Source organism: Streptomyces coerulescens (assembly GCF_042657965.1).
Lineage (GTDB): Bacteria > Actinomycetota > Actinomycetes > Streptomycetales > Streptomycetaceae > Streptomyces > Streptomyces coerulescens.
Genome location: NZ_JBHSKM010000008.1, coordinates 204,703 through 231,547, shown reverse-complemented (window position 1 = coordinate 231,547; position 26,845 = coordinate 204,703). Strand labels below are relative to the sequence as shown.

Here is a 26,845-nt window from a genome sequence, read left to right as displayed (position 1 = left end):
GCGATGATCGGGGCGAGTGTTGTTAACCCGCGTTAACCGGAGGGTGTCATGACGGAGGAGCGGTACGGGGAGTTCGTGCTGGTGCGGCGGCACGGCGACGGGGGTGCCGGGCAGGTCGCGGAGCTCGCCCTCGACCGGCCCAAGGCCATGAACGCCGTCTCCACGGAGATGGCCCGCTCGATCGCGGCGGCGTGCGCCGCGCTGGGCGCCGACCGTGACGTACGGGTGGTGGTGCTGACCTCGACGCACGAGCGGGCGTTCTGCGTCGGGGCGGACCTGAAGGAGCGCAACTCCTTCAGTGACGCGGAGCTGGTGCGGCAGCGGCCGGTGGCGCGGGGTGCCTACACGGGGGTGCTGGAGCTGCCGGTGCCCACGATCGCGGCCGTGCACGGATTCGCGCTGGGCGGCGGCTTCGAGCTGGCGCTGTCGTGCGATGTGATCGTGGCCGACGGTACGGCCGTGGTGGGGCTGCCCGAGGTGTCCGTCGGGGTGATCCCGGGCGGCGGCGGGACCCAGCTGCTGCCCCGCCGGGTCGGGGCGGCCCGCGCCGCGGAGCTGATCTTCACGGCGCGCCGGGTCGAGGCCGCCGAGGCCCGCGAGCTGGGGCTGGTGGACGTGCTCGTGGAGGACGGGCGGGACCGGGAGGAGGCCCTGGCGCTGGGGGCCCGGATGGCCGCGAACTCGCCGGTGGGCCTGCGGGCCGCCAAGCGTGCCCTGCGCCTGGGGCACGGGCTGGATCTGCGGGCCGGCCTCGAGGTCGAGGACGCGGCGTGGCGTGCGACCGCCTTCTCGGGCGACCGGGCAGAGGGCGTGGCGGCCTTCAACGAGAAGCGGAAGGCCGAGTGGCCGGGGGAGTGACGGCGCCGGCCGAGCGCGGCCGAATCCCCCTTGACCTCCCCGTTTGCCGCACCAACGCCCCAAATCATGGCAAAGCTCCCTAACCTGGAGTAATGGGTGAGGACGGACGGCTCACGGCCGTGGTGGCGCTGGCGCAGGGGATGGCGGCGGCGCACACCCCGCGCGAGTCCTGGCGGGCGGCGGCACTCGGGGCGTGCCGGGCGCTCGCCGGGAGCTTCGCCGCGCTGTCGGTGTGGGAGCGGGAGCTCGGGCGGCTGCGGGTCCTGGTGAACGTGGGGGACCGCGCCCGCGGCGAGGAGGAGTTCCCGGGCGACGAGACCTATCCCGTGCACCAGTTCCCGGAGATCACCGAGTTCCTGCACGAGCGGTGGGTCGCCGGCGGTGAGCCCAACGCCTGGGTCGAGACGGCCGAGGGGCCCGCCGCCGGGCACCCCGGGTACTGCCATCAGCGGGTCGCCGCCCTCCGGCGCCGTGGCCGGGGGTGCTGTGTCGTCGCGCCGATCGTGCTCAACGGGCGGGCCTGGGGCGAGCTGTATGTGGCCCGGTCCGCCGGGGCGCCCGTCTTCGGCCGCGGGGACGCCGACTTCGCGACCGTGCTCGCCTCCGTCGTGTCCGCCGGGCTGGCGCAGAGCGAGCGGCTGGAGGAGGCCCGGCGGCTGGCGTTCACCGACGCGCTGACCGGGCTCGCGAACCGCCGTGCCGTCGACGTACGGCTGGAGGAGGCGATCGAACGGCATCGCGACCAGGGGGCCGTCGTCAGTCTCGTGGTCTGCGACCTCAACGGGCTCAAGCATGTCAACGACACCCGCGGACATGCCGTCGGGGACCGGCTGCTGGAGCGGTTCGGGTCGGTGCTGTCGCTGTGCGGCGCGATGCTGCCGGGGGCCCTGGCGGCCCGGCTCGGCGGCGACGAGTTCTGTCTGCTGGTCGTCGGGTCGCCGGCCGACGACGTGGTGAAGGCCGCGGACGAACTGTGCCGTCGCGCCGGGGAGTTGGAGCTCGGGGAGGGAGTGGCGTGCGGGGTCGCCTCGACGGAGGACCCCATCGGGCCGGTGCGCTCGGCCCGGCGGTTGTTCCGGCTCGCCGACGCGGCGCAGTACCGGGCCAAGGCGGAGCGCGCCGACCGGCCCGTGGTGGCGGGGCGCGCGGGGCCGGACGATCCGGTGGTGCGGCTCGCCGACGCGGAGCCGTCGGGGGAGGACGCCGTGGAGCGGCGGCGCTTCCGGGGCCGGCTCCCGTGACACAGGCTCTGGTCGCGCCTCCGGCGCTGTAAGGGGTGTACCGCTCACCCACTAGTGACATCTTCGTCTTCACTGCGTACGCTCCTGAATATGGATATGCACACTGTGGTGGTGGGGACGTCCGGGGTCACCGCGTCCGACGTTCTTGCCGTGGCGCGGGGCGGGGCCCGCGTCGAGCTGTCGGCCGAGGCGGTCGCGGCGCTCACCGCGGCCCGCGAGATCGTGGACGCGCTGGCGGCCAAGCCCGATCCCGTCTACGGCGTCTCCACCGGCTTCGGCGCCCTGGCGACCCGGCACATCAGCCCGGAGCTGCGGGCGCAGCTGCAGCGCAACATCGTCCGTTCGCACGCCGCCGGCATGGGGCCGCGCGTGGAGCGGGAGGTCGTACGGGCCCTGATGTTCCTGCGGCTCAAGACCGTCTGCTCGGGACACACGGGCGTGCGGCCCGAGGTCGCGCAGACCATGGCCGACGTGCTCAACGCCGGCATCACCCCCGTCGTCCACGAGTACGGCTCCCTCGGCTGCTCCGGCGACCTCGCCCCCCTCTCGCACTGCGCGCTGACGCTGATGGGAGAAGGGGACGCAGAGGGTCCGGACGGGGTCGTACGGCCCGCCGGTGAGCTGCTCGCCGCGCACGGCATCGCGGCCGTCGAGCTGCGCGAGAAGGAGGGGCTCGCCCTCCTCAACGGCACCGACGGCATGCTCGGCATGCTGATCATGGCCCTCGCCGACCTCGACACCCTCTACAAGTCCGCCGACGTCACCGCCGCCCTCAGCCTCGAAGCGCTGCTCGGCACCGACAAGGTGCTCGCGCCCGAGCTGCACGCCATCCGGCCGCACCCCGGGCAGGGCGCCTCGGCCGCCAACATGCTCGCGGTGCTGAAGGGTTCGGCGCTGACCGGGCACCACCAGGACGACGCGCCCCGGGTGCAGGACGCGTACTCGGTCCGCTGTGCACCGCAGGTCGCCGGCGCAGGACGGGACACCATGGCGCACGCCCGGCTGGTCGCCGAGCGCGAGCTCGCCTCCGCCGTCGACAACCCGGTCGTCCTGCCCGACGGCCGGGTGGAGTCCAACGGCAACTTCCACGGGGCGCCCGTCGCCTACGTCCTCGACTTCCTCGCGATCGCCGCCGCCGACCTCGCCTCCATCGCCGAGCGCCGCACCGACCGGCTGCTGGACAAGAACCGCAGCCACGGGCTGCCGCCGTTCCTGGCAGACGACGCCGGTGTCGACTCCGGCCTGATGATCGCCCAGTACACGCAGGCCGCGCTGGTCAGCGAGCTGAAGCGGCTGGCCGTGCCCGCCTCCGCCGACTCGATCCCGTCCTCGGCGATGCAGGAGGACCACGTCTCCATGGGCTGGTCCGCCGCCCGCAAGCTGCGCACGGCCGTGGACAACCTCACGCGCGTCCTCGCGATCGAGCTGTACGCCGCCACCCGCGCCATAGAACTGCGCGAGGGACTCGCCCCGGCCCCGGCCTCGCAGGCGGTCATCGACGCCGCGCGTGCCGCCGGCGTCCGCGGCGCGGGACCGGACCGCTTCCTGGCGCCCGACCTCGCCGCCGCCGACGCGTTCGTGCGGGCCGGCGAGCTCGTCACCTCTGCCGAGAAGGTCACCGGACCGCTCCGGTGACACGGAAGGGGCCCTGCCGTACGACCGACAGGGCCCCGATGCGTTCAGGTGCGGGTTACTTCAGCTTGGCGGCCTGCGCGTCGATGACGGCGGCCGGGACGTCGTACGGCTTGTCCGTGATCATCAGACCGAGGTTCATCGTGTAGTACGTGGCGATGGTGCTGCCGTGCCGCACCACCTCGACGTGCGAGGTGGCCACGTCGCCGTCCTCCGCGTCGCTCTTCACGGTGAACCCGACGGACTCGTCACCGCTGCCGGACCCCTTCTCGGCGGCGATCGCCGTCACCTTCTGGTCCGTGCCCTGCATGGTGACCGGGAAGCCCGCGGAGCAGCTCTTCACCGCGTCCGACACGGACTTGAAGGTGTTCTCGGCGCCGTCACCGTCGTACGAGGAGAGCCCGACGACCGTCAGGGTCATGTCCATCGCACTGGTGAGGGAGTCCTCGATCTCGCCCTCCGTGAGGTCCTCGATGGACTTGGAGGGGTTGTCGGTGGGCTTCTTCTTCTCCTGCGTCACCATGACGGCCGTCTCCGAGGCGGCCTCGCCCGGAGCCCGGCCGCCCATGGCGTAGCCCAGCGGAGCGCACTTCTCGTCGTCGCTCTTGACCTGGTCCTTGGACTTCGGCAGCTGCTTGCCGCCCGCGTCCACCTGGTAACCCTCGACATCGCCCTGGGCGATGATCGACTTCTTCAACTCCGCGGCGCTGAGCGCCTTCGCGTCGGAACCGCCGGAGTCACCCCCGCAGCCCGTGACAAGGGCGAGCGACAGCGCGCTCACGAAAAACGTGGCGGCTACACGCACGCCCGATGATCTCTTCATGGGCGGACTATGAAGCCCAGGTCAACGGGACGTCAAGCAGATTTAGAAGCCCAGGCGTTCGCGGCGCACCGAGTAGGCGATGAAGCCCGCGCCGAGGGAGAGGAAGAGCGTGCCGCCGATGACGTACGGCGTGGTGTCGAAGCTTCCGGTGTCGGCGAGCCGGGTGGCGTCCGCGGTGGTGCCGTCCGTACGCTCCGAGGAGGCCCGCGCCTGCTGGGTGACCTGCGTCGTGGGCGTCGCCGAAGGCTCGCCTCTCGCCGGCTCCTCGCCCGTCGCGTTGGCGGAGGGCACGAACCACAGGGCGCCGAGCAGGGCGCCCGCGGCGGTGGCGGTCAGCAGCGATCGGCGTGCGGTGGACGACGATCGGTGAGCGGCGGACACGGAATATCGATCCCCTTGTGGTGCTGGCGAATTGGCCGTGTGGGGCGATGTTAGTGAAAGTCGCGGGTCACGGGAAAGTCACGGGAGAAATGCGCCTTACTCTCCGGGTATGAGTACTCCAGAAACATCACGTTTTGTGCGGCTTCGCGTGGAACTCGTCCTGGAAGTGGACGACGCGGACGCCGTCACCAAGGCCGCGCTGCTGAGGATCGCCGGCGACAGCACCGTGCCGGTCGACGAACGAGTCCACGCCGAAAGCGCTGTGACGGAAGACACTGCCGAGGCCGTCGCGTATCTGGTCGATCCGTTCGACCTGGTCAGTGAGGTACCGGGGGTGGAGCTCGCACAGGCCTCCTGGTCCAGCGAGCGCATCGAGTACGACCCGGATTCGCCGGACTGGGACCTCGACGAGGATGATGGCGAGGAGGACTTCGACGGCGAGGGGGCCGTACGGGCCGGCTGAGGCGTCTTGGGGAATTCGTGACCCCGGACGGCAACCGCCGTCCGGGGTTTCGTCGTCTCATGGGGGGCACTGGCCGACATCCGCACCATCCGCCCCGGCGAACGTGGTGTGCCCCACACATACAAGGGATGTGGAACGGGACGAACCGGTCGTAGCGTTGAAGATTCTTACGGGGACTCTCGGGGTTTTTGGGGATTCGGGAAAGATGGAGAAGCGTGTGATGACGAACAGTAGGCGGCGCAGGGGCCTGACGGCCGCGTCCGCACTGCTCGGCGGTGTCCTGGTGCTCTCGGCCTGCTCCGGGGGAGGTGACGCCTCCGCGAGCGACGGTGACACCGCGCAGTCCAAGGTCGACGAAGCGGCGGCCAAGAAGACCTCCGAGGCACAGATCAAGATCACGCCGGAGGACGGCTCCGACAACGCCTCCATCAACAGCTCCGCCGTCACCGTGAGCAAGGGATCGCTCACCGAGGTGACGATGACCAGCGCCGACGGCGCCGCCGTAGAGGGCGAGATATCCGCCGACAGGACCAGCTGGAAGCCCAGCGCGCAGCTGGACCGCTCCACGACCTACAAGGTCTCGGTCACGGCGAAGGACTCCAAGGGCCTGGAGGCCCACGAGAACGCCTCCTTCACCACCGTCTCCCCGGACAACAGCTTCCTCGGCTACTTCACGCCGGAGGACGGCTCCACGGTCGGCGTGGGCATGCCGGTCTCGATCAACTTCGACAAGTCGATCAGCAACAAGGCGGCCGTCCAGAAGGGCATCACCGTCACCTCGACCAGCGGCCAGGAAGTCGCCTGCCACTGGTTCAACGAGACCCGCATGGACTGCCGGCCCGACGAGTACTGGCAGGAGGGTTCGACCGTCACCCTGAAGATGGCCCTGGACGGCGTCGAGGGCGCCAAGGGCGTCTACGGCGTCCAGGAGAAGACGGTCACTTTCAAGATCGGCCGCAACCAGGTCTCCTACGTCGACGCGAAGACCAAGCAGATGAAGGTCACGCAGGACGGCAAGACCATCAAGACCATCCCGATCTCCGCCGGGTCTCCCGAGAACAAGACCTACCAGGGCGTCATGGTGATGTCCGAGAAGTTCAAGGAGACGCGCATGAACGGCGCGACCGTGGGCTTCACGGACGACGACGGCAAGGGCGAGTACGACATCAAGGACGTGCCGCACGCCATCCGCCTGTCCAGCTCCGGCACCTTCATCCACGGCAACTACTGGGGCGCCAAGTCCATCTTCGGCAGCGTGAACACCAGCCACGGCTGCGTGGGCCTGTCCGACACCAAGGGCGCCAACGACAAGGGCACCGCGGGCTACTGGTTCTACAACAACTCCATCGTCGGTGACGTCGTCGTCGTCCAGAACACCGGCGACAAGACCATCGCCCCGGACAACGGCCTCAACGGCTGGAACATGGACTGGGCGCAGTGGAAGGCCGGTTCGGCCGTCTGACAGCTCCCGCACAGCCAACCCGATGCCGCCCCCAGGGGCGGCATCGGTGTTTCCGGGTTCCGTGCCCGCCTTCTCATCCTCCTCTTATTCCGGCCTTATCCCTTCATCACGCGCCCTCCCTAGCTTGCGGCGCATGTTCTTCACCTACCTGAGGCGCGAGCTGCGCCGCCGCAGAAAGGCGGCCCTCGTCGTCGCCTCCGGACTCGCGCTGGGCATCGCGCTGGTCATCGTGGTCAACTCCGTGTCCTCGGGCATGAGCAAGGCCCAGGACAAGGTCCTGCAGTCGCTGTACGGCCTGGGCACGGACATGACCGTCACCAAGGCCGCCGAACCCGCGGCGAGTTCCTCGGAGCGCCCGCGCTTCCAGTTCGACGCGCGGGCCGACGGCTCCGACGAGGAGCAGTCCACCGATCGCGTCATGGTCCAGGGCTTCCAGACGCTGTCGAGCTCGACCGTGACGAAGGTCGGCTCGCAGAGCGGTGTCTCCGACGCCGTCGGCGGTCTGAGCCTGCAGGTCATCAAGGTCAGCGGGCAGTTCACGCGCGGCGAGTTCCAGCAGGACCAGAGCGGTGGCGGTCAGCAGGGCGGCCCGGGGCAGGGCGGCGGCACCGGGCAGCCGCAGGGCGAAGTGCGCGGCGGCGGCGCCGACTTCGACGTCAACAACTACTCCGTCTACGGCGCCGACGTCACCAAGCCGGCGCTCGGCCCGCTGACGTCGTCGAAGATCACCAGCGGCCGTACGTTCAAGTCGTCGGAGACCGACGCCGAGGTGGCCGTCGCCGACACCTCCTACGCCAAGGAGAAGAAGCTCAAGGTCGGCTCGACCGTCACCGTCAAGGGCACCAAGTTCAAGGTGATCGGCATCGCCACGCCCGACAGCGGGGACGCGGCCGCCAACCTCTACATCCCGCTGAAGCAGGCGCAGACGCTCGCCGACGCCAAGGACAAGGTCACCACGATCTACGTCAAGGCGACCGACTCCCAGCGGATCGACTCCGTCAAGTCGGCCATCCAGAAGAACGTCTCCGGTACGACGGTGACGACCTCCGCGGACCTCGCGGACACGGTGTCCGGCTCCCTGTCCACGGCCTCCTCCCTCGCGACGAGCGTCGGCAAGTGGCTGTCGATCGCGGTGCTCGTGGCCGCGTTCCTGGTCGCCGGCCTGCTCACCTCCTCGGCCGTCTCCCGCCGGGTGCGGGAGTTCGGCACGCTGAAGGCACTGGGCTGGAAGTCGGGCCGGGTGACCCGGCAGGTGGTCGGCGAGGCGGTCGTCAACGGACTGCTCGGCGGCGCGCTGGGCATCGCGATCGGCCTCGCGGGCGCGTACGTCGTGACGGCGATCAGCCCGACGCTGGAGGCACAGCTGGGCGGCGGCGGGGGTGGCGGCACGGGGGGCGGCCCGGGTGGTGGCGGTTTCGGGGGCGGCGGCCCCATGCGGCAGACGGCGAGCTCGACCCTGGACGTCGCCCTGACGGCACCGGTCAGTCTGACGACGGTCGCGCTCGCGGTGGGCCTCGCGGTCACCGGTGGGCTGATCGCCGGCGCGTTCGGCGGCTGGCGAGCGTCGAGACTGCGACCGGCGGACGCACTCAGGCGTGTCGAGTAGCTGACGTCGGCTGCGGCTGGGGCGTCGCGCAGCCCGGCGCTTACGGGGTGCCGCCTCTGTGGGACGGGCGCCGCCCCAGGCGGCACGCATGCCCGCGGCTTATGGGCACGCCGACACCGACGTTGCAGCGGGCGTGAGTGGCCCTACCCAGGGGCGCGGGGAACTGCGCGATCAGCCCCCACCCACCCGCGGACGACCAACAACTTGCACCACCCACGAACCCTTCCAGGAGCCACCCGCCATGTACGAACTCAGAAACGTCACCAAGCGCTACACCCGGGGCAAGGACACCATCAACGCCCTCGACGGCATCGACCTCACCATCGCCGACGGCGACCGCCTCGTCATCCAGGGTCCCACCGGCGGAGGCAAGTCCACCCTCCTCCAGATGCTCGGCGGCCTCGACCGCCCCACCTCCGGCGAAGTCGTCCTCGACGGCACCGACCTGGCCAAGCTCCCCGAAGCCCGGCTCACCAGGGTCCGCAGCGAGAACATCGGCTTCGTCTTCCAGTCCTTCAACCTGATCCCGACCCTCACCGCCCAGGAGAACGTCGAGACGGCCCTCGTACCGCTGGGCATGAAGACGAAGGAGCGGCGCGAACGAGCCGCCGAGGCGCTGACGTCCGTCGGCCTCGGCGAGCGCCTCGCACATCTGCCCTCCGAGATGTCCGGCGGCCAGCAGCAGCGCGTCGCCATCGCCCGCGCGCTCGTCAAGCAACCGAAAGTGCTGCTGGCCGACGAACCCACCGGAAATCTCGACGAGTCGATGCGCGACGAGATCATGGACGTGCTCGAACGCATGTGGAAGGAACTGGGACTGACCTTCATCATGGTCACCCACGACTCCGCGATCGCGAAAAAGGCCCCGCGGCTGGCCACCATCCGCAAGGGCCGCATCAGTGTCAAGGAGAACGCGGGGGCGTAACCCGGCGACTGCGTAACGGAGTTCGCGCCGTCGCGTAACAGACGGCGGGCGCGCTCCTCATCTTCCTCTCATCTATTGAGGAGCCTGATCACCCCTCGGCATACTTCGGTTACCGGGGGGTGCACGTACGTCTGTGCAGGACCACCCCCGGCCGGGTGAACGGGGAAATTCACCCGGTACATCAGCAAGGGGGAATTTTGCGCAGACAAGTGAAAAGGGCATGCGCGACCACCGTCGCCACGGCAGCCGCCGTCGCCCTCGCCGCCGGCATGACCAGCCCGGCCTCGGCGAAGCCCGAGCAGCGGACCGACTCCGCCGCCCAGCTCTCCGCCCACCACCGCATCACCCTCATCACGGGTGACCGGGTCGCCGTGAACGCCAAGGGCCAAGTCGTGGGCCTGGAGCGGGCGAAGGGCCGTCAGCACATACCCGTTCAGGTCCGCAAGGCCGACGGGCACACGCTCGTCATACCGGCCGACGCGGCCCGGCTGATCGCCGCCGGAAAGCTCGACCAGCGCCTCTTCGACATCACTGAGCTGGGCAAGTCCGCGACCCGCACGTCGCACGCCAAGGGCCTGAAGGTGATCGTCGGCTACAAGGGCGCCGCCACCGGCACCAAGGCCGACGTCCGTGAGTCGGGCGAACTGCGCCGCACCTTGAAGTCCCTGAACGCGGACGCGGTGCAGACGCCGTACGCCGAGACACCGGACCTCTGGGACGCCGTCACCAACGGCGACAGGACCGCCTCCGGCATCGCCCACATCTGGCTCGACGGCACCCGCAAGGCCACGCTCGACAAGTCCGTGGCCCAGATCGGCGCCCCGAAGGCCTGGTCGGCGGGGTACGACGGCAAGGGCGTCAAGATCGCCGTGCTGGACACCGGCGTCGACGCCAACCACCCGGACCTCAAGGACCAGGTGATCGCCGCCAAGAACTTCACCCCGGCCGCCACCGCCGAGGACAAGGTCGGCCACGGCACGCACGTCGCGTCCATCGCGGCGGGCACCGGCGCGAAGTCCGGCGGCACGTACAAGGGCGTGGCGCCCGGCGCCCAGGTCCTGAGCGGCAAGGTCCTCGACGACACCGGCTCGGGTGACGACTCCGGCATCCTCGCCGGCATGGAGTGGGCGGCCGAGCAGGGCGCCCAGGTCGTCAACCTCAGCCTCGGCGGCATGGACACCCCCGAGGTGGACCCGCTGGAGGCGGCGGTCAACAAGCTGTCCGCGGAGAAGGGCATCCTGTTCGCCATCGCGGCGGGCAACTCCGGCCCGGAGTCGGTCGGTTCGCCGGGCAGCGCGGACGCCGCGCTCACCGTCGGGGCCGTCGACGACAAGGACGAGCTGGCCGACTTCTCCTCCACCGGTCCGCGCCTCGGCGACGGCGCCATCAAGCCGGACGTCACCGCGCCCGGTGTGGACATCACCGCCGCGTCCGCCAAGGGCAGCCTGATCGAGCAGGAGGTCGGCGAGAAGCCGGCCGGCTACCTGACCATCTCGGGTACGTCGATGGCGACGCCGCATGTCGCGGGCGCCGCCGCGATCCTGAAGCAGCAGCACCCGGAGTGGACGTACGCCGAGCTCAAGGGCGCGCTGACCGCGTCCACCAAGGGCGGCAAGTACTCGCCGTTCGAGCAGGGTTCGGGCCGGATCCAGGTCGACAAGGCCATCAAGCAGACCGTGATCGCCGACCCGGTGTCGGTGAGCTTCGGTGTGCAGCAGTGGCCGCACACCGACGACACCCCGGTCACCAAGAAGCTGACGTACCGCAACCTCGGTACCCAGGACGTCACGCTGAAGCTGGCGGCGACCGGCACCGATCCCAAGGGGCGGCCGGCTCCGGCGGGCTTCTTCAAGCTGGGCGCCACCACGGTGACCGTCCCGGCGGGCGGCAAGGCCTCCGTCGACATGACGGTCAACACCAAGCTGGGCGGCACCCTGGACGGCGCCTACTCCGCGTATGTCACGGCGACGGGCGGCGGGCAGAGCGTCCGTACGGCCGCGGCGGTGCAGCGCGAGGTGGAGTCGTACGACCTCACGGTGAAGGCCATCAACCGTGACGGCACCCCGTCCGAGTACTGGAGCGCGTTCCTGCTGGGCGTCTCGGGTCTCGCCGAGAACCGGACCTTCTTCCCGTACGACGCCGACGGCACCGTCACGGTCCGTGTCCCCAAGGGCCAGTACATCCTCGACTCCAGCATCTCCGTGGACGCCGAGGACCCCGCGAAGGGCATGGACTGGCTGGCCCAGCCCAAGCTGAGCGTCACCAAGAACACGACGGTCACGCTGGACGCCCGTACCGCAAAGCCGGTGGACATCACCGTGCCGGACGCGAACGCCAAGTCGGAGTTCGCCGCCCCGGGTTACGACCTCCAGGTGGGCGACTCGGGCTATGGGTTCGTCTGGTTCCTGGACAGCTACGCCAACTTCCGCACCAAGGGGCTCGGTCCGAAGATCACCGACGGCTCGCTGACCCAGCAGTGGGACGGCCACTGGAGCAGCGGTGACAAGGCCGAGTACAACACCGTCGCCGGAGGCAAGGTCCAGCAGCTCGCCACCGGTTACACCAAGCACTACAAGGCGAGCGAACTGGCCACGGTGAAGGTCGGCATGGGCGCCTCGTCCAGCGGCAAGAAGGGCTCCGTCAACGCCGTGGGCTGGCTGCCCGGTGCCGGCGGCGCCTCCTCCATCGGCATCCCGCAGAAGCTGCCCAGCACTCGCACGGTGCACGTGTCCACCGGCTCCGGTGTGCAGTGGGAGATGGACTTCGAGCAGATCGGCGGGGTCGACGCGGACGGCTTCCCGATCACCGAGGCGTACTACACGCTCGGCGCCGCGCAGACCTTCAAGGCCGGCAAGACCTACTCGAAGACGTTCAACACGGCCGTCTTCGGCCCGCATCTGAACGCCGACTTCGGTCTGTTCCGCGAGGGCAACAACATCTACGGTTCCCTGCCGCTGTTCGCGGACGGCAAGGCACACGCCGGTTCCTCGGAGTTCAGCTCGGTCAACACCACGCTGTACCGCAACGGCACCAAGCTCGCCAGCAACGACGACCCGCTGTTCGGCGAGAAGCAGTTCAAGGTCCCGTCCGCCGAGGCCGAGTACAAGCTGACGACCTCGGTCAAGCGCAGCGTCAAGGTCGCCGCCGCCTCCACGCGGATCGATGCGAGCTGGACCTTCCGCTCCAAGAAGTCGGCGGCCGATCAGGTCAAGCTCCCGGCCTCCACGGTCCGCTTCAACGCCAAGACCGGGCTGGACAGCCGGGTCTTGGCCGACAAGAAGGTGACGTTCCCGGTCACCGTCGTGGGCTCGGCCGCGGGCGCGAACCTCAAGTCGCTGCACGTGTACGTGTCGTACGACTACGGGCAGACCTGGAAGAAGCTCGAGGTCAAGAACGGACAGATCACCGTGAAGAACCCGGCGAAGGGCAAGGGCATCTCCTTCCACGCCAAGGTCGCCGACAAGCACGGCAACAAGGCGACGGTGTCGATCTACAACGCGTTCTACGGCAAGTAGACCGCCGAGCGAAGGCCCTGGGCGTCAGCCCGTCGTCCAGGGCCGGAGCTTCTCCGGGTTGCGCACCGCCCACACATGCGTGATGCGGTCGTCGCCGGAGATCTCGAACGCCAGCACCGACACGGTGCTGCCGTCCTGCTGCACGACCAGGCCGGGCCGGCCGTTGACCGTGCGCTCCAGGACCGTCACCTCGGGTGCCAGGTCGACCAGGCCGACGAAGTAACGGGCGATCGACTCGCCGCCCTCGACCGGGTGCGGTGCCGCGCTGACCAGACCGCCGCCGTCGCCGACCGCCGTCGCGTCGGGGTCGAGGAGCTTGATCAGGGCGTCGACGTCCTTGGCCTGCCACGCCCGCTTGAAGTCCCGCACGACGTCGGCGCGCCGGGCCGCCGAGGCGGCGGTCGCGCCCGCGGGCGGCTCGGAGGCGTGGACCCGGCGGCGGGCCGAGGACGCGAGCTGACGGCAGGCCGCCGGGGAACGGCCGACGACCTCGGCGACCTCCGCGAACGAGTAGCGGAAGACGTCGTGCAGGATGAACGCGACGCGCTCGGCCGGGGTCATCGATTCGAGCACGACGAGGAAGGCCATGTTCACCGACTCGTCGAGGGTGACACGGTCGGCCGGATCCGCCGGGCCTGCGCCGCGTCCCCCCTCGATCCACTCCGAACGGTCCGGCAGCGGCTCCGGGATCCATTCGCCGACGTAGCTCTCCCTCCGTACCCGCGCCGAGCCCAGCAGATCGAGGCAGATCCGGCTCGCCACCCTGGTCAGCCAGGCGCCGGGGGAGCGGATGGCCTCCTGCTGCGCCGGGGTCATGGCGTACCAGCGGGCGTACGTCTCCTGCACGACGTCCTCGGCGTCGGCCAGCGACCCGAGCAGCCGGTACGCGACGTTGATCAGCCGGCGCCGCTCGCTGATGACCTCGCTCAGCTCCTGATCGCTCATGGTGGCGCCACTCCTCGCTCGCGTCGCTTCCCTCACTTCTTCGACGAGACAGCGCACCGGAATGTGACGCCGGAACGGCACCTCACATTCCGGATGCCCGTGTCGTCGTACCGGTGAGACCGAAGGCCGAGGAGTGACCCAGCATGACGACCACCACCACACTGAGCGAGCTGACCGGCGACTACGTCATCGACGCCGCCCGTACCCGGATCGGGTTCGTGGCGCGGGCCGCGCTGGTCAGCAAGGTACGCGGACGGTTCGACGACTTCGAGGGCACCGCGCACCTGGACGGCGACGACCCGTCGAGGTCCGGCGTCGGCCTGGTGATCCGGGCCGGCAGCATCGCCACGGGCACGGACAAGTGCGACGACCATCTGCGCAGCGGCGACTTCCTGGACGTCGAGGAACATCCGACGATCACTTTCGCCTCGACGGAGGTGGCGCGGCTCGACGGGACCAGGTTCCGGGTCACCGGCGACCTGACCGTGCACGGCGTGACCGCCCCGGCCACCGTTCAGTTCGAGCTGACCGGCGCCGGGAGCGACCCCCGAGGGGACTTCAGGGTCGGCTTCCGGGGCAGCGCGGTGATCAGCCGGCGGGACTGGGGCGTCAGCTGGGGCAGGTTCCTGATCGCGGACAAGGTGGCGCTGGAATTCGAGGTCGCGGCGACCCGGCGGCCCTGAGCCGGCGGAAGACGAGCGTCCGGTCGGATTTCGTGTTTCGGTGAGGCCATGACGGCTCACACGGTCGAATACATCAGGTACCGCATCCCCGAGCAGAAGTCGGCGGAGTTCCTGGCCGCCTACACCCGCGCCGCGGCGCAGCTCGCCGCCTCACCGCACTGCACGGACTATGAACTCGCGCGCTGCGAGGAGGATTTCGAACACTTCATCCTGCGCATCACCTGGACGTCGACGGAGGATCACATCGAGGGCTTCCGCACGTCGGAGCTGTTCCCCGACTTCCTCGCCGAGATCCGCCCGTACATCTCGCACATAGAGGAGATGCGCCACTACAAACCGACGGCGGTCCGCGGCACGGGCGCCTCGGTGCCCACGCTGTACGCCTGGGCGGGCGGCGCGGAGGCGTTCGGCCGGCTGACGTCGGCCTTCTACGACAAGGTGCTCAAGGACGACCTCCTGGCCCCGCTGTTCGAGGGCCTGGACCCGCATCACGCGGAACATGTGGCGCTCTGGCTTGGCGAGGTCTTCGGCGGTCCGCCCGCCTACTCCGAGACCCAGGGCGGCCACGGCCACATGGTCGCCAAGCACATGGGCCGCGGGATCACCGAGCCCCAGCGCCGCCGCTGGGTCAACCTCATCCAGGACGCGGCCGACGAGGCGGGCCTGCCGACGGACGCGGAATTCCGCTCGGCCTTCCTGGCGTACGTGGAGTGGGGGACCCGCCTCGCGGTGTACTTCTCCGGCCCGGACGCGGCGCCGCCCGCGGAACAGCCGGTGCCGCGGTGGAACTGGGGGGCGGCGCCGCCGTATCAGGGGTGACGGCCCCGCTCACGCGGTACGTGCCCGGTGCTGCTCCGCCAGGAACTCCTCCCACGTCACCTTCCCCACCTCGGCGCCCTCCAGCGTGAGGTTCGCCCCCGCCCGGTAGGCGCGCCCCGCCTTGCCGGGGACGCGGATCGGCAGGGACGGGCGGCGGCGCCTTCCGCCGAGCTCCAGGTACGGGCGGACCAGCCCGGGGAGGTCGTACGGCTTCGGGCCGGTGATGTCGGGGGCCAGGCCGGACGGTGCGGCGAGCGTCAACTCGGCCAGGCGGGCGGCCACTTCGCGGGAGTCCACGGGCTGGAGGCGGAGACCGCCGGGGGCGGGGAGGAACGGCAGCCGCGCCAGTTGCCGCACCGTCTTCAGCATCAGGTCGTGGAACTGGGCCGCCCGCAGCGTCGTCCACGGAATCCCGGAGTCGGCCACCGCCCGCTCCGCCGCCAGTTTCATCCGGAGCCAGGCCAGAGGAACCCGGTCCGCGCCGACGACGGAGATGTACACGAGGTGTCCGACGTCGGCGCGGGCCGCCGCGCGCACCAGATTGCGCGTCGCCGTCTCGTCGCCCTTCGGGCCGCCCGCGAGATGCAGGATCGTCGAGGCGCCCGCCACGGCCGCCGCGACGCCCTCGTCCTTCAGGAGATCGCCGGTGACGTAGGTGATGCCGGGCTCGGGTGCGCGCTCCCGGCGGCTGAGGACGCGTACCTCGCGGCCCGCCGCCCGCAGCAGCGGGACCACATGCCCGCCGAGGGTGCCCGTACCGCCGGTGACCAGGATCGTCGATGTCATGACCGCTCCGCTTCCGTCGTGCCGTGATGTGCCTGCGCCGGTATGACGCCGGGCGGAGCGGAGATGTGACGGGCGGCCCCCGAGTGCGTCAGCCGCCGCTGCCGTACGGCCTCGTCAGGATCTCCAGGTTGTGGCCGCTGGGGTCCTCGAAGTACGTGCCGCGGCCGCCGTCGTTGTGGTTGATCTCGCCGGGCCGGCGGTGGTACGGGTCGGCCCAGTAGGTCAGGCCGGCCTCCCGTATCCGGCCGAAGATCGTGTCGAAGTCGTCCTCCGACACCAGGAACGCGTAGTGCTGTGGCGTGATCGCGTCGGACGAGTCCAGGTAGTCCAGGGTCACACCGTTGGGGATCTCGACCGGGATGAAGGGGCCGAACTGCGGGCTCACCTCCAGGCCCAGGATGTCGGCCAGGAACCGGGCCGACTCCTTCTTGTCGCGCGCGGCGACGATGGTGTGGTTGAGCTGGACGGTCATCGGGGCTGCCTCCTCGTGTGCACGGTTCGGACTGGCTCCTTCGCACTTCACGCTAGACAGCGCCGCCGCACGGCACATCGGTCGCAGGGAGGGGGCCGCGCTACTCCTCCGGTACTCCGTCCACCCCGTACCGGAACGGGCCGAGGGCCCCGGAGCAGTGCGGCTCCGGGGCCCTCGGTGCGTGGGCCGCCGTACGGGAGGCGAGGGCTGCCGCGGCGGGATCAGATCGTCGCGGTGTCGATCACGAAGCGGTACCGCACGTCGCTGCCGAGCACCCGCTCGTAGGCGTCGTTGATCTCGTCCGCGCCGATCAGCTCGATCTCGGCGCCGATCCCGTGCTCCGCGCAGAAGTCCAGCATCTCCTGGGTCTCGCGGATGCCGCCGATGCCGGAGCCGGCGAGGGTCTTACGGCCCATGATCACCGAGAACAGGTTGAGCGCGACGGGCTCCTCGGGGGCGCCGACGTTCACGAAGGCGCCGTCCGTCTTGAGCAGGGACAGGTACTGGTCCAGGTTCAGCGGCGCCGACACCGTGGACAGGATCAGGTCGAAGCTGCCGCGCAGCTCCCGGAAGGTCTGCTCGTCGCTGGTGGCGTAGTAGTGGTCGGCGCCCAGCTTCAGGCCGTCGTCCTTCTTGCGCAGGGACTGCGACAGCACCGTCACCTCGGCGCCGAGCGCGTGCGCGAGCTTCACGCCCATGTGGCCGAGGCCGCCCATGCCGAGGATCGCGACCTTCTTGCCGGGGCCGGTGTTCCAGTGGCGCAGCGGCGAGTACGTGGTGATGCCGGCGCAGAGCAGCGGCGCGGCGACGTCCAGGGACAGGCCTTCGGGGATCCGCAGGACGAAGCTCTCCGCGACGACGACCTTCTGCGAGTAGCCGCCGTAGGTCGGCTCGCCGTCCTTGCCGACGCCGTTGTACGTCGGGATGTTGCCCTTGAGGCAGTACTGCTCCAGGCTGGCCAGGCAGTTCTCGCACTCACGGCAGGAGTCGACCATGCAGCCGACGCCCACGCGGTCGCCGGCCTTGTACTTCGTCACGCCCGGGCCGACCTCGGAGACGATGCCCGCGATCTCGTGGCCGGGGACCATCGGGAAGATCGCCTCGCCCCAGCCCTCACGGGCCTGGTGGATGTCGGAGTGGCAGATACCGGCGAACTTGATGTCGATCAGGACGTCGAACTCGCCGACCTCACGGCGTTCGATGGTGGTGCGCTCCAGCGGAGCCTTTGCGGCGGGTGCTGCGTATGCGGCAACGGTGGTCATGCCGGGGTTCTCCTAGCGGGGGTTTCGCGCCCGGCTGCCTTCTGGTCCTGCTTTCCGTCCGGGCACGTTTTTCACCCTGCCGAGGAGCGCTCCGGCCACCCAGACCTCAGTCGTACGTACGTTCGCGGGTCCTACTACTGACGGGGACAGGCTGGTGTGCGTACGACGGGGAATACTCGAAGGCATGGAAGAACGGCCCGGTCACCTGACGGGACCCGCAGCGGACAGCACCGCCGACCCCCGGGCCGGCCTGGACCGGCGTGCCGAACTCAGTGAGTTCCTGCGCACCCGGCGGGCCCGGCTGAAGCCGGAGGACGTCGGCCTGCCCGACTACGGGCGGCACCGCAGGGTGCCGGGGCTGCGGCGCGAGGAACTGGCACAGCTGGCCGGGGTGTCGGTGGCGTACTACACGCGCCTGGAGCAGGGCAATGGGCGCAACGTCTCGGCGGAGGTCCTCGACGCCATCGCGCGGGCGCTGCGCCTCAGTGACGCCGAGCACGCACACCTCACGCACCTGGCGAAGCCGAAGAAGCACAAGAAGAAGTCGGCGACCCGCACGGAGCAGGTGCGTCCGGTGCTGCGGCAGCTGCTGGACTCGATCGACGGCGTCCCGGCGTACATCACCGGACGGCGGTCGGACATCCTCGCCTGGAACGCCATGGCGGCGGCCGTCTTCGGCGACTGGGCGGAGCTGCCGGCGCAGGAGCGGAACTGGGCGCGGCTGGTGTTCCTGCGGCCGGCGTACCGCGAGCTGTTCGTGGAGTGGGACCAGAAGGCGTCCGACATCGTCGCCTTCCTGCGCATGGACGCCGGCTGCCACCCGGACGACCCGCGGCTGTCCGCCCTGGTCGGCGAACTCTCCGTCAAGAGCGAGGAGTTCCGGCGGCTGTGGGCCACCCACGACGTCAAGGAGAAGAGCTACGGCGTCAAGCGCCTGCGGCATCCCCTGGTGGGGGAGCTGACCCTGAACTTCGAGTCGTTCCGCCTGACCGACGGCACGGAACAGAGCCTTATCACGTACCACTCCGAACCCGGCTCGCCGTCGGCGCAGGCACTGCGGCTGCTGGCCAGCTGGGGGGCGGACGCGACGAGGGCGGGGACCAGCGCGTCGGCCTGACCGACCGGGTCAGCGGGCCCGGCCCTCGACCGCCGCGGCGATGTCGTCCAGGTCCTTCGCGATGGCCTTGGACACGGCCCGCGAGCCGATGCCGCCGAGGATCCTCGCGAGCACTCCCGCGACACCGCCGGAGGTCACGCCGGTGAACGTCATCCGGACCGTCGTCGCCGACGGCCCGTCCGGCCGCAGCGCCCATTCCGAGACGTAGTGGGTGCCGTGCGACTCGGCCTCCACCACATAGCGCTCGGGCGGCTCGCAGAGGGTCACCCACATCTCCTCGGTGGCCTCCTTGCCGAACATCCGCCGCGTCTCCCGCCACCGCGTGCCCACGCCGAACGCACCCTCGGTGAGCACGTCGACGCCCGACACACCACTGAGCACGTGCACCATGCCCCTCAGATCGGTCAGGGACTCCCACACGCTTCCCTGACCTGCGGCGATACGCCGCTCCACGACGACGCTGGTCCTGGCCATGCCCCCATGAAAGCAGCAGCCACCGACAACCGCCCGCCGTCGGCCGGCCCCCTCCGCGGACCGCTGCCGGAAATCCCGAAAAGAAATCCGCGGGCGATGTCGAGAACCCGCGCCCGGCTCCGTCCCAGAGGTGAACGCGACCACAATGGGTCGCACCCTCACCGAGGAGAAGACGATGGCCAAGTACCTGCTGCTGAAGCACTACCGCGGCGCCCCGGCACCGGTCAACGACGTGCCCATGGACCAGTGGACGCCGGAGGAGATCTCGGCCCACGTGCAGTTCATGAACGACTTCGCGGCCCGGCTGGAGAAGACCGGCGAATTCGTCGACGGCCAGGCGCTGGCCCCCGAAGGGTCGTGGGTCCGCTACGACGGCGAGGGGCGCCCGCCGGTCACCGACGGCCCGTTCGCCGAGACCAAGGACCTCATCGCCGGCTGGATGGTGATCGACGTCGACAGTCACGAGCGGGCCGTCGAACTCGCCGGGGAACTGTCGGCGGCCCCCGGCGCGGGCGGCAAGCCGATCCACGAGTGGCTGGAGGTGCGCCCGTTCCTGAGCGCCGAGCCCAGCATCACGGAGTGCACCTTCAAGTGACCCGGATGGACGAGGCCCTGCTCAGAAGCCTCACGCCGAGCGTGCTCGGCACCCTCGTCCGCCGCGGAGCCGACTTCGCGGCGGCCGAGGACGCCGTGCAGGACGCGCTCATCGAGGCGGTCCGCGTATGGCCGGCCGACCCGCCGCGGGACGCGAAGGGATGGCTGGTCACCGTGGCCTGGCGCAAGTTCCTCGACGCGAGCCGCGCGGACGCCGCCCGCCGTCGGCGCGAGGACATCGTGGACGAGGAGCCCGCGCCGGGCCCCGCGCCCTCGGCCGACGACACGCTCCAGCTCTACTTCCTGTGCGCCCACCCCTCACTCACCCCGGCGTCGGCGGTCGCGCTCACCCTGCGCGCCGTCGGCGGACTCACCACCCGGCAGATCGCGCAGGCGTACCTGGTGCCCGAGGCGACCATGGCGCAGCGCATCAGCCGCGCCAAACGCACCGTCTCCGGGGTCCGCTTCGATCAGCCCGGTGACGTCGCCACCGTGCTGCGCGTGCTCTATCTGGTCTTCAACGAGGGCTACTCCGGCGACATCGACCTCGCCGCCGAGGCCATCCGGCTCACCCGGCAGCTCGCGGCCGCCATCGACCACCCCGAGGTGGCGGGGCTGCTCGCCCTCATGCTGCTCCACCACGCCCGACGCGCCTCGCGGACCGCGCCCGACGGCGGCCTCGTCCCGCTCGCCGAGCAGGACCGCGGCCGCTGGGACCGCACCCTGATCGCCGAGGGGATCGAGATACTCCAGGCGGCCCTCGCCCGCGACCGGCTGGGCGAGTTCCAGGCCCAGGCCGCTGTCGCGGCCCTGCACGCGGACGCGCCGACCGCCGCGGAGACCGACTGGGTGCAGATCGTCGAGTGGTACGACGAGCTCCTGCGCCTGACCGACAGCCCCGTCGTCCGGCTCAACCGCGCGGTCGCCGTGGGCGAGGCCGACGGCCCGCGCGCCGGCCTGGCGGCACTGGCGTCCCTGGACACGTCGCTGCCCCGCCACACCGCGGTCGCGGCCTACCTCCACGAACGCGACGGCGACCTGCCGACGGCGGCCCGCCTCTACGCCGAGGCCGCGCGGAAGGCTTCCAACCTCGCCGAACGCGACTATCTGACGCGTCAGGCGGCCCGGCTGAACATGCGTGGGAGCGGGAGCGGGGGCGGGGGTAGCGCGTAGCGGCCGGTGACCGGTGACCGGCCGGGTCGGTGATGGCGCAGAAAATCGAACACATGATTGAATCGGGGTATGCGATCGTTCCCCGACGACCTCGTCCAGGCACAGCAGGAGTGGAGCGCGACTTACCACCGGCTGGCCGACGGGCCGGGCCGAACCGAGCTGCGCCGCCGTCTGTACCGGCTGTCGACCGAGGTGCTGTTCCACCCCTTCTGGCGGGAAGGTGGCCGTACGCCTGCGGCCTGGGCGGAACTGCGTGAGCTGGGGCGGGGAGGAAGGAGCCGGAGGTGACCGGCTTCATCCCGCACGAGGGCGATGCGGGTCATGGCCGAGCTACCGCCTGACGCACGACGGCTGCGGGCGATCCTCGCGTACCTCGACGAACAGATCGCCGGTCACGAGACCGTCGGCATCTACCTGCGTCTTCAGCGCGAAGCCGTCCGGGCGGCGCTGACGCGCGTCGAGAACCGCCGGGCCCCCGAGCCGCCGAAGCCCCCTCGGTCGCAGTCGCCCTCCGCCCTGTCGCCGTTCGCGCCCTCCCCGGAGATGCGGCAGTCGACGGGCTTCGTCGTCCAGCAGAAACGCACGCCGAACGGTCCCGAGCCCGCCGTGATCCACACCGGCGACTGCACGATGATCGAGGGCACGCCCCACCGGATCGGCGACCACGACGCCCGCGCCGCCCTCACCGACCCCAACATCGAACCGTGCGCCTTCTGCCGCCCGGACAGCGAGCTGGGGATCTTGGACTAGGCGGCTCCGCTGGCTTGCAACCGGTACCCAGGTACAGGTTTACCGTCGGAAGTGTTCCCGGACTGGAGCCATGTACCGCAGACATGGGGAACGCCGGGGCGATGACTCGTGACGAGGGGGAGGGTGAGTGATGACGGGAGTGGAATCGGTGACCGGACCGGAATGGGTACCGCAGGCGTGCACTCTGCCGACCGAGGAGCAGCCGTTGCGGCTGGCCGAATGGGACGCCCTGTTCGCCGCGCAGACGGCGGCACCGCACCGGCCGGAGCCGCTGCGGGTGCGCCTGGAACTCCCGGCGGGGGCGGAGTGCGAGGAGCGGACCCGCGACCTGGCGGAGCGTGAGAACGGCTGCTGCTCGTTCTTCGACTTCACCGTCACCGGCGGCCCGGAAGGGGTCGTGCTGGACATCGCGGTGGGGCGAGAGCACGAGCCGGTGCTGAGGTCCCTCGCCGCGCGGGCGGACCGAGCGGCCGCGTCGGGAGGGTTCCGGTGAGTGGTGTGACCGGTGTGAGCGGCGTGACCCAGGTGGGCGGCGTGGCCGAGGTGGGCGGCGTGGCGCTGCGCAGTGGCCAAGTGGCCCAGGAAGCCGGGGTGAACATCCAGACCCTGCGCTACTACGAGCGTCGCGGACTGCTGCCCGAACCGGACCGCAGCCCGGGAGGTCACCGCCTGTACGGGGGTGAAGCCGTGACCACCCTGCGGATCATCAAGGCCGCCCAGCGCCTGGGCTTCACGCTGGACGAGGTGGCCGAACTGCTGGAAGCGGGACGCCATCGCCACGGCCGCCCCGTCCCCGGTCTCCAGGAACGCGCGGCGGCCAAGCTCGCCGAGGTCGACGCAAGGATCGCGGACCTCACGACGATCCGTACGGCACTCGTGGCCGCCGTGGACGCCGGGTGCGACGACCTGACGGAGTGCGCCGCGAGCTCCTGCTGCCCGATCCCCTTCACCGACCTCGCCGAGGAGAACCGCCATGCCGGCCCCTGCTGCTGATCAGCGCCGCCGCCGGGGTACCGGGAAACTGACCGGCGCCGCTGTTTCCGCCGGCTGAACGGGCGGCGCATGCAGACCCGTCCACTGACCTCGGAACCGATCGGCAGGGCGGCGACGGTGGCAGGCCGGCTTCGAACTACCGGCGGTCGTAGTCCTTTGGGCGCGGCCACCGGCGGCGTTTCGCTTCGGGAGCCGGAACGGTGGGCGATCTAGTCTCGGCCCGTGGGACAACCCGAGCAACGCGCCGAGGGCGCGGGACCGTTCACCACCCGGCTCACCTGGCACCCTCCCGGTGGCGGCACCGCAGTATGGGAGTCACGGCTCGCCCGTCGGCGTGGAGTCATCGCCGTCCGCTCGCCCGGGGCGGCCACCGGCCGGCACGCCAGAGCCGACGAGGTCGCGCTGCGCCGCCTGCGCCGGCTCAACACCACGGCGGCGACGGCGTTCATCATCGGCGGGGCCCTGTTCGCGGCGGGTGCCGGCGTCGCCCAGTTCGGTTCCGGCGATGCCACCACCTGCGCCTCGATCTACTTCGCCGGCGGCCTCTTCTTCAACACCGGCGGCTACGTCTCACTGCTCCAGGTCATCAACGCTCCCCGCCACGTGCCCGGCGGCGAAGGCCGTCTCGTCACCCACCCCTGGCGCTGGTGGAGTTACGAGCCCTCGCGGGTGGACTGGCTGAGCGCGGTCGTCCTCTTCGCGGGCACCCTGGTGTTCGCCGTCGACCTGCTGGACTCCTTCCTCCAGGGGCTGAGCGTCCAGCAGATCAACCGGCTGATCTGGGCCCCGGACGTGATCGGCTGCGTGCTCTTCCTGATCTCGGGCCACCTCGCGTTCGTCGAGGTCTGCCACGGCAGGTTCTGCATCCACCGCCGTAGCCTCGGCTGGTGGATCGTCGCCGTGAACCAACTGGGTTCGGTCCTCTTCATGGTCTCGGCGATCGCTGCTTTCACCCGTCCCACGACCGGCAGCCAGATCAACGCCGACATCGCCAACTGGGCCACCCTCCTGGGCGCCGCCTGCTTCTCCGCAGCGGGCGTCCTCCAGCTCTACGAACGCCCCTGACGCGCTGGATGCCAGGCGCTGCCGACGGCCCACCGGGCGACCGCCCGGAACGCTCTCACCTGCTCACGGCCTCCGCGATCCGTTCGGCGGCCTGGGCCGGCGTCAGATGCGTGGTGTCGACGACCTCCGCCTCTTTGTGCAGCCAGGTGCGAGCCGCCTCGGCATAGGGCTCGAGGTAGGTGAGGCGGAACGGGGAGGGGCCGAGCACGGTGTCCCCCTCGATGCGCCCGCGGAGGGTTTCCTGGTCGGCGTGGAGGACGAAGTGGCGTACCGGGATGTCATGTTGGGCGAGGCCCGCGCTGATCTCGCGCCAGTACTCCTCCACCAGGACGGTCATGGGCATCACCAGGGTGCCGCCGGCGTAGTCGAGCACCCGGCGGGCGGTCTCGACGACGAGTGGCCGCCACGGCGGCCAGTGCTGGAAGTTGTCCGTCTCGGGCAGTCCCGGCGTGATGTCCATGAGTGTCTCGCCGACCTTCTCGGCGTCGAACACCCGTGAATCCGGGATCAGTTGCTGCACGAGCGCGCTGGTCGTCGTCTTGCCCGCGCCGTGGGTGCCGTTGAGCCATACGATCATGGGACCCGATGCTAGGCCCGCGGGAACGGGTCCCGGTGAGATCCGGTACGGCTTCGGGAGGGCAAGTCCGGGGCTCACGGCCTGCGGCAGTGGCCGTAGAAATCGAACACGTGCTTGAATTTGGACCATGCAAACGTTCCCCGACGACCTCGCCCGGGCACGGCGGGAGTGGAGTACCGCCTACCGGCGTCCCGCCGAACTGCGTCGGCGTCCGCGATGACGCCCCGGCATGCGGGGGCGTATGACCCGGATGATCCTGAAGGCATGGCCGGACCGATACGCGTGACCGTGCATCCGCCGTCACCCTCGGGCGGTCGACGCGTGCGCGTGGACGGCGAGATCCTCGGGCTGGCCCACAACACGGCCGATGTCGCCGAGTTCCTTCGCCGCGCCGGGCTGGAGATCGACGCGGCGGACGTGGCGGGGGTGCCGTGGATCGACTGGCGCGGCGTGGGGCCCGAGCGCTGGGGTCCGGAGACAGAGGGCTGACCCGCCGAGCGCTCCGGACCGCGGTCGGCGCTTCGGCGTGCGCGCGTTGCTTCGGCGTGCGCTCGTTGCGGGGGAACGGGACATTGGACCCGTGGCCTTGTGGATGACTTGGGAACTCGAAGAGGTCGGCACAGCCGCGCAGTCCGTGGAGAACGTGGACGAGGCCGCGCGGTGGCTGGTCGGCTCGGTCGAGCGTTCCAGGCGTGCCTTCGAGGCCGAATGGCGCTGGCGGCGGCTCATGGCCTCGGCGCTTCGGGTACGCGCCCAGATGCTCGACGAGGGGCGCGAGACCGTGGAGCACGGCGCGTCATGGAGCTCCGCGGACGAGGGTGTGCAGGTGCGGCTCTCCGTCCGGGACCAGTGAGGCCGAGCACGGCGCGGTCCTCGACCGCTTCACCATCGGAGGGCACCCCATGAAGGACCTCAAGTTCGAGCAGAAGCGCTCACTGACCCGCCAGGAGGCCGCTGACCAGCTCACGGCACTCGCGGACGCACTGCGGGAAGGAGGGGACGCCGAAGTGGAACTCGGCCCGGGGACACTGAGCCTGCGGATCCCCGACGACCTGCGCGGCGAGATGGAGGTCGAGATCGGGGGCGGGGAGGTCGAGCTGGAGATCGAGTTCAAGTGGCCCACTGCGTCGACGCGGGCAGCGCCATCGGAGACGCAGGAGACGCGGGAGACGCATAAGACGCAGGCACCCGCAAAGAAGCCCCCGCGACGGAAGAACGCGTCCGCCGGTGCGGCGCGGAGCGGTACGGGCACCAAGAAGGGCAGCAGCGCGAAGCGGTCGGCCACGAAGACGGCCTGAGCCGCCGTCCAGCGGCTGGTCACCCTCCCGTCGGCCCGGCGGCAGCCGGCGAATCCGGCTCGGAACCCCGCCCGGCGCCCTGGCTGCCGTCCGTGCATGAACAGGTTTGCCCCGGCGTTCTCCCTCTCCCGGCGATCTCGGCATCAGATGGGGTGGGTTGTGGGCCTGACCCCGTTCGCCGTGGGCGTTCCGTGGGTGCTGCTCGCGGGCCCGTGCCTCTGAGCGGCCTCGGGGGCCGTACGGCCCGGTGGGCGGGCGTGGAATCGGCGGGCACCCCCGAACGTTGAGGAGGGTGGGCTTGGACGCCGGTGTGTGCGAGCGGAGTAGCCCGAGTGACCGAGCTGACAGAAATTGGAGGGCCGTGATGGCTGCGCAGACGCAGAGGGCCGTGCTGGCGGGCGGATGCTTCTGGGGGATGGAGGAACTGATCCGCCGACTTCCCGGCGTGACGGCGACCCGGGTCGGATACACCGGGGGTGACGTGCCGAACGCGACGTACCGTAACCACGGCACGCACGCGGAGGCCATCGAGATCCTCTACGACCCCTCGCAGACCGACTACCGCGCGCTCCTGGAGTTCTTCTTCCAGATCCACGACCCGAGCACGAAGAACCGCCAGGGCAACGACATCGGCCTCAGCTACCGCTCGGCGATCTACTACGTGGACGACGAGCAGAAGCGGATCGCCGAGGACACGATCGCGGATGTGGACGCCTCCGGCCTGTGGCCCGGCAAGGTCGTCACCGAGGTGGAGCCGGTGGGCCCCTTCTGGGAGGCCGAGCCCGAGCACCAGGACTACCTCCAGCGATACCCGGACGGCTACACCTGCCACTTCCCGCGCCCGGGATGGAAGCTGTCGGCCCGCGCCGAAGGCTGACCGAGCGGCACTCCACTGGAGAGGCGGCACTCCCTGGAGAGCGGCACTCCACTG

Annotated in this window: 30 protein-coding genes; 22 read left to right on the top strand and 8 right to left on the bottom strand. The window is 70.5% G+C overall.

Annotated elements, in window-relative coordinates; genetic code table 11:
- The first annotated feature begins 48 nt into the window (after window positions 1-48).
- From ACFPQ9_RS15375 to hutH, 3 genes are all read left to right on the top strand, one after another.
- Window positions 49-858, top strand: a complete 810-nt coding sequence (locus ACFPQ9_RS15375; protein WP_380852974.1) for an enoyl-CoA hydratase/isomerase family protein — start codon at window positions 49-51, stop codon at window positions 856-858.
- A 92-nt stretch (window positions 859-950) separates the two neighbouring features.
- On the top strand, window positions 951-2,099 hold the full coding sequence (locus ACFPQ9_RS15370) for a GGDEF domain-containing protein (protein ID WP_380852972.1): 1,149 nt from the start codon (window positions 951-953) through the stop codon (window positions 2,097-2,099).
- Window positions 2,100-2,195: 96 nt separating this feature from the next.
- Window positions 2,196-3,734, top strand: a complete 1,539-nt coding sequence (gene hutH / locus ACFPQ9_RS15365) for a histidine ammonia-lyase (protein WP_380853906.1) — start codon at window positions 2,196-2,198, stop codon at window positions 3,732-3,734.
- A gap of 55 nt (window positions 3,735-3,789) precedes the next feature.
- On the opposite strand, the gene ACFPQ9_RS15360 is transcribed toward hutH, so the two are convergent.
- Window positions 3,790-4,554, bottom strand: coding sequence for a hypothetical protein (locus ACFPQ9_RS15360; protein WP_380852970.1), 765 nt, complete (start codon window positions 4,552-4,554; stop codon window positions 3,790-3,792).
- Between the two features lie 42 nt (window positions 4,555-4,596).
- On the bottom strand, window positions 4,597-4,935 hold the full coding sequence (locus ACFPQ9_RS15355; protein ID WP_380852968.1) for an LPXTG cell wall anchor domain-containing protein: 339 nt from the start codon (window positions 4,933-4,935) through the stop codon (window positions 4,597-4,599).
- 109 nt (window positions 4,936-5,044) lie between these two features.
- Between ACFPQ9_RS15355 and ACFPQ9_RS15350 the strand changes: the two genes are divergently transcribed.
- The 5 genes from ACFPQ9_RS15350 (at window position 5,045) to ACFPQ9_RS15330 (ending at window position 12,906) form a co-directional block, all read left to right on the top strand.
- Entirely contained in the window at window positions 5,045-5,398 is a 354-nt protein-coding gene (locus ACFPQ9_RS15350) for a hypothetical protein (RefSeq protein WP_380852966.1), read from the top strand.
- Between the two features lie 220 nt (window positions 5,399-5,618).
- The gene (locus ACFPQ9_RS15345) at window positions 5,619-6,860 is read left to right on the top strand and encodes a L,D-transpeptidase (protein ID WP_380852964.1); all 1,242 of its coding nucleotides are present in this window, start codon (window positions 5,619-5,621) and stop codon (window positions 6,858-6,860) included.
- A 133-nt stretch (window positions 6,861-6,993) separates the two neighbouring features.
- Window positions 6,994-8,466: an ABC transporter permease gene (locus tag ACFPQ9_RS15340; protein ID WP_380852962.1), complete on the top strand. Its 1,473-nt coding sequence runs from the start codon at window positions 6,994-6,996 to the stop codon at window positions 8,464-8,466.
- A gap of 241 nt (window positions 8,467-8,707) precedes the next feature.
- On the top strand, window positions 8,708-9,391 hold the full coding sequence (locus ACFPQ9_RS15335; protein ID WP_380852960.1) for an ABC transporter ATP-binding protein: 684 nt from the start codon (window positions 8,708-8,710) through the stop codon (window positions 9,389-9,391).
- A 209-nt stretch (window positions 9,392-9,600) separates the two neighbouring features.
- Entirely contained in the window at window positions 9,601-12,906 is a 3,306-nt protein-coding gene (locus tag ACFPQ9_RS15330) for a S8 family peptidase (RefSeq protein WP_380852958.1), read from the top strand.
- Between the two features lie 24 nt (window positions 12,907-12,930).
- On the opposite strand, the gene sigJ is transcribed toward ACFPQ9_RS15330, so the two are convergent.
- A complete protein-coding gene (gene sigJ, locus ACFPQ9_RS15325) occupies window positions 12,931-13,851 on the bottom strand; it encodes an RNA polymerase sigma factor SigJ (RefSeq protein WP_380852956.1) in 921 nt (306 codons plus the stop codon).
- Between the two features lie 143 nt (window positions 13,852-13,994).
- Here sigJ and ACFPQ9_RS15320 point away from each other — a divergent pair, with 143 nt between their 5' ends.
- Both ACFPQ9_RS15320 and ACFPQ9_RS15315 read left to right on the top strand, forming a co-directional pair.
- Window positions 13,995-14,534, top strand: a complete 540-nt coding sequence (locus tag ACFPQ9_RS15320; RefSeq protein WP_380852954.1) for a YceI family protein — start codon at window positions 13,995-13,997, stop codon at window positions 14,532-14,534.
- Between the two features lie 48 nt (window positions 14,535-14,582).
- Complete coding sequence (locus ACFPQ9_RS15315) at window positions 14,583-15,353, top strand: group II truncated hemoglobin (protein ID WP_380852952.1); 771 nt, start codon at window positions 14,583-14,585, stop codon at window positions 15,351-15,353.
- Window positions 15,354-15,362: 9 nt separating this feature from the next.
- Here the strand turns inward: ACFPQ9_RS15315 and ACFPQ9_RS15310 are convergent, their stop codons facing one another.
- From ACFPQ9_RS15310 to ACFPQ9_RS15300, 3 genes are all read right to left on the bottom strand, one after another.
- The gene (locus tag ACFPQ9_RS15310) at window positions 15,363-16,139 is read right to left on the bottom strand and encodes an SDR family oxidoreductase (RefSeq protein WP_380852950.1); all 777 of its coding nucleotides are present in this window, start codon (window positions 16,137-16,139) and stop codon (window positions 15,363-15,365) included.
- A gap of 88 nt (window positions 16,140-16,227) precedes the next feature.
- A complete protein-coding gene (locus ACFPQ9_RS15305; protein ID WP_380852948.1) occupies window positions 16,228-16,611 on the bottom strand; it encodes a VOC family protein in 384 nt (127 codons plus the stop codon).
- Window positions 16,612-16,832: 221 nt separating this feature from the next.
- Entirely contained in the window at window positions 16,833-17,873 is a 1,041-nt protein-coding gene (locus tag ACFPQ9_RS15300) for an NAD(P)-dependent alcohol dehydrogenase (protein ID WP_380852946.1), read from the bottom strand.
- Window positions 17,874-18,057: 184 nt separating this feature from the next.
- On the opposite strand from ACFPQ9_RS15300, the gene ACFPQ9_RS15295 reads away from it, so the two are divergent.
- Window positions 18,058-18,990: a helix-turn-helix domain-containing protein gene (locus tag ACFPQ9_RS15295; protein WP_380852944.1), complete on the top strand. Its 933-nt coding sequence runs from the start codon at window positions 18,058-18,060 to the stop codon at window positions 18,988-18,990.
- A gap of 9 nt (window positions 18,991-18,999) precedes the next feature.
- On the opposite strand, the gene ACFPQ9_RS15290 is transcribed toward ACFPQ9_RS15295, so the two are convergent.
- Window positions 19,000-19,464, bottom strand: a complete 465-nt coding sequence (locus ACFPQ9_RS15290; RefSeq protein ID WP_380852942.1) for an SRPBCC family protein — start codon at window positions 19,462-19,464, stop codon at window positions 19,000-19,002.
- Window positions 19,465-19,639: 175 nt separating this feature from the next.
- On the opposite strand from ACFPQ9_RS15290, the gene ACFPQ9_RS15285 reads away from it, so the two are divergent.
- From ACFPQ9_RS15285 to ACFPQ9_RS15255, 7 genes are all read left to right on the top strand, one after another.
- A complete protein-coding gene (locus ACFPQ9_RS15285) occupies window positions 19,640-20,059 on the top strand; it encodes a YciI family protein (RefSeq protein ID WP_380853904.1) in 420 nt (139 codons plus the stop codon).
- A gap of 5 nt (window positions 20,060-20,064) precedes the next feature.
- Window positions 20,065-21,231 (top strand): RNA polymerase sigma factor, encoded by a 1,167-nt coding sequence (locus tag ACFPQ9_RS15280; protein ID WP_380853902.1) that lies wholly within the window; start codon window positions 20,065-20,067, stop codon window positions 21,229-21,231.
- 69 nt (window positions 21,232-21,300) lie between these two features.
- Window positions 21,301-21,519, top strand: a complete 219-nt coding sequence (locus ACFPQ9_RS15275) for a hypothetical protein (protein ID WP_380852940.1) — start codon at window positions 21,301-21,303, stop codon at window positions 21,517-21,519.
- 33 nt (window positions 21,520-21,552) lie between these two features.
- Window positions 21,553-21,981 carry a DUF6233 domain-containing protein gene (locus ACFPQ9_RS15270; RefSeq protein WP_380852938.1) on the top strand — a complete coding sequence of 143 codons (429 nt, stop codon included), beginning with the start codon at window positions 21,553-21,555 and terminating at the stop codon, window positions 21,979-21,981.
- 130 nt (window positions 21,982-22,111) lie between these two features.
- Window positions 22,112-22,474 carry a hypothetical protein gene (locus tag ACFPQ9_RS15265; RefSeq protein WP_380852936.1) on the top strand — a complete coding sequence of 121 codons (363 nt, stop codon included), beginning with the start codon at window positions 22,112-22,114 and terminating at the stop codon, window positions 22,472-22,474.
- Window positions 22,471-22,974 (top strand): MerR family transcriptional regulator, encoded by a 504-nt coding sequence (locus ACFPQ9_RS15260; protein WP_380852933.1) that lies wholly within the window; start codon window positions 22,471-22,473, stop codon window positions 22,972-22,974. The genes ACFPQ9_RS15265 and ACFPQ9_RS15260 overlap by 4 nt, the downstream gene beginning before the upstream one ends.
- Window positions 22,975-23,196: 222 nt before the next feature.
- Entirely contained in the window at window positions 23,197-24,039 is an 843-nt protein-coding gene (locus ACFPQ9_RS15255) for a hypothetical protein (protein WP_380852930.1), read from the top strand.
- Window positions 24,040-24,094: 55 nt separating this feature from the next.
- On the opposite strand, the gene ACFPQ9_RS15250 is transcribed toward ACFPQ9_RS15255, so the two are convergent.
- Window positions 24,095-24,616, bottom strand: a complete 522-nt coding sequence (locus ACFPQ9_RS15250) for an AAA family ATPase (RefSeq protein ID WP_380852927.1) — start codon at window positions 24,614-24,616, stop codon at window positions 24,095-24,097.
- Window positions 24,617-24,880: 264 nt separating this feature from the next.
- On the opposite strand from ACFPQ9_RS15250, the gene ACFPQ9_RS15245 reads away from it, so the two are divergent.
- The 4 genes from ACFPQ9_RS15245 to msrA all read left to right on the top strand — a co-directional run bounded on the left by ACFPQ9_RS15245 (window position 24,881) and on the right by msrA (window position 26,791).
- On the top strand, window positions 24,881-25,105 hold the full coding sequence (locus ACFPQ9_RS15245; protein ID WP_380852924.1) for a hypothetical protein: 225 nt from the start codon (window positions 24,881-24,883) through the stop codon (window positions 25,103-25,105).
- Window positions 25,106-25,196: 91 nt separating this feature from the next.
- Window positions 25,197-25,469 (top strand): hypothetical protein, encoded by a 273-nt coding sequence (locus ACFPQ9_RS15240; protein WP_380852921.1) that lies wholly within the window; start codon window positions 25,197-25,199, stop codon window positions 25,467-25,469.
- A gap of 49 nt (window positions 25,470-25,518) precedes the next feature.
- Window positions 25,519-25,914 carry an amphi-Trp domain-containing protein gene (locus tag ACFPQ9_RS15235; protein ID WP_380852918.1) on the top strand — a complete coding sequence of 132 codons (396 nt, stop codon included), beginning with the start codon at window positions 25,519-25,521 and terminating at the stop codon, window positions 25,912-25,914.
- 364 nt (window positions 25,915-26,278) lie between these two features.
- Window positions 26,279-26,791, top strand: coding sequence for a peptide-methionine (S)-S-oxide reductase MsrA (gene msrA / locus ACFPQ9_RS15230; protein WP_380852915.1), 513 nt, complete (start codon window positions 26,279-26,281; stop codon window positions 26,789-26,791).
- Window positions 26,792-26,845: the final 54 nt, after the last annotated feature.

Bases quoted from the DNA above. Each gene is read 5' to 3' on its own strand.
- ACFPQ9_RS15375 (WP_380852974.1), top strand. From the start codon at position 49: ATGACGGAGGAGCGGTACGGGGAGTTCGTGCTGGTGCGGCGGCACGGC.
- ACFPQ9_RS15370 (WP_380852972.1), top strand. From the start codon at position 951: ATGGGTGAGGACGGACGGCTCACGGCCGTGGTGGCGCTGGCGCAGGGG.
- hutH (WP_380853906.1), top strand. From the start codon at position 2,196: ATGCACACTGTGGTGGTGGGGACGTCCGGGGTCACCGCGTCCGACGTT.
- ACFPQ9_RS15360 (WP_380852970.1), bottom strand. From the start codon at position 4,554: ATGAAGAGATCATCGGGCGTGCGTGTAGCCGCCACGTTTTTCGTGAGC.
- ACFPQ9_RS15350 (WP_380852966.1), top strand. From the start codon at position 5,045: ATGAGTACTCCAGAAACATCACGTTTTGTGCGGCTTCGCGTGGAACTC.
- ACFPQ9_RS15345 (WP_380852964.1), top strand. From the start codon at position 5,619: ATGACGAACAGTAGGCGGCGCAGGGGCCTGACGGCCGCGTCCGCACTG.
- ACFPQ9_RS15340 (WP_380852962.1), top strand. From the start codon at position 6,994: ATGTTCTTCACCTACCTGAGGCGCGAGCTGCGCCGCCGCAGAAAGGCG.
- ACFPQ9_RS15335 (WP_380852960.1), top strand. From the start codon at position 8,708: ATGTACGAACTCAGAAACGTCACCAAGCGCTACACCCGGGGCAAGGAC.
- sigJ (WP_380852956.1), bottom strand. From the start codon at position 13,851: ATGAGCGATCAGGAGCTGAGCGAGGTCATCAGCGAGCGGCGCCGGCTG.
- ACFPQ9_RS15320 (WP_380852954.1), top strand. From the start codon at position 13,995: ATGACGACCACCACCACACTGAGCGAGCTGACCGGCGACTACGTCATC.
- ACFPQ9_RS15315 (WP_380852952.1), top strand. From the start codon at position 14,583: ATGACGGCTCACACGGTCGAATACATCAGGTACCGCATCCCCGAGCAG.
- ACFPQ9_RS15310 (WP_380852950.1), bottom strand. From the start codon at position 16,139: ATGACATCGACGATCCTGGTCACCGGCGGTACGGGCACCCTCGGCGGG.
- ACFPQ9_RS15305 (WP_380852948.1), bottom strand. From the start codon at position 16,611: ATGACCGTCCAGCTCAACCACACCATCGTCGCCGCGCGCGACAAGAAG.
- ACFPQ9_RS15300 (WP_380852946.1), bottom strand. From the start codon at position 17,873: ATGACCACCGTTGCCGCATACGCAGCACCCGCCGCAAAGGCTCCGCTG.
- ACFPQ9_RS15295 (WP_380852944.1), top strand. From the start codon at position 18,058: ATGGAAGAACGGCCCGGTCACCTGACGGGACCCGCAGCGGACAGCACC.
- ACFPQ9_RS15290 (WP_380852942.1), bottom strand. From the start codon at position 19,464: ATGGCCAGGACCAGCGTCGTCGTGGAGCGGCGTATCGCCGCAGGTCAG.
- ACFPQ9_RS15285 (WP_380853904.1), top strand. From the start codon at position 19,640: ATGGCCAAGTACCTGCTGCTGAAGCACTACCGCGGCGCCCCGGCACCG.
- ACFPQ9_RS15280 (WP_380853902.1), top strand. From the start codon at position 20,065: ATGGACGAGGCCCTGCTCAGAAGCCTCACGCCGAGCGTGCTCGGCACC.
- ACFPQ9_RS15275 (WP_380852940.1), top strand. From the start codon at position 21,301: ATGCGATCGTTCCCCGACGACCTCGTCCAGGCACAGCAGGAGTGGAGC.
- ACFPQ9_RS15270 (WP_380852938.1), top strand. From the start codon at position 21,553: ATGGCCGAGCTACCGCCTGACGCACGACGGCTGCGGGCGATCCTCGCG.
- ACFPQ9_RS15265 (WP_380852936.1), top strand. From the start codon at position 22,112: ATGACGGGAGTGGAATCGGTGACCGGACCGGAATGGGTACCGCAGGCG.
- ACFPQ9_RS15250 (WP_380852927.1), bottom strand. From the start codon at position 24,616: ATGATCGTATGGCTCAACGGCACCCACGGCGCGGGCAAGACGACGACC.
- ACFPQ9_RS15245 (WP_380852924.1), top strand. From the start codon at position 24,881: ATGGCCGGACCGATACGCGTGACCGTGCATCCGCCGTCACCCTCGGGC.
- ACFPQ9_RS15235 (WP_380852918.1), top strand. From the start codon at position 25,519: ATGAAGGACCTCAAGTTCGAGCAGAAGCGCTCACTGACCCGCCAGGAG.
- msrA (WP_380852915.1), top strand. From the start codon at position 26,279: ATGGCTGCGCAGACGCAGAGGGCCGTGCTGGCGGGCGGATGCTTCTGG.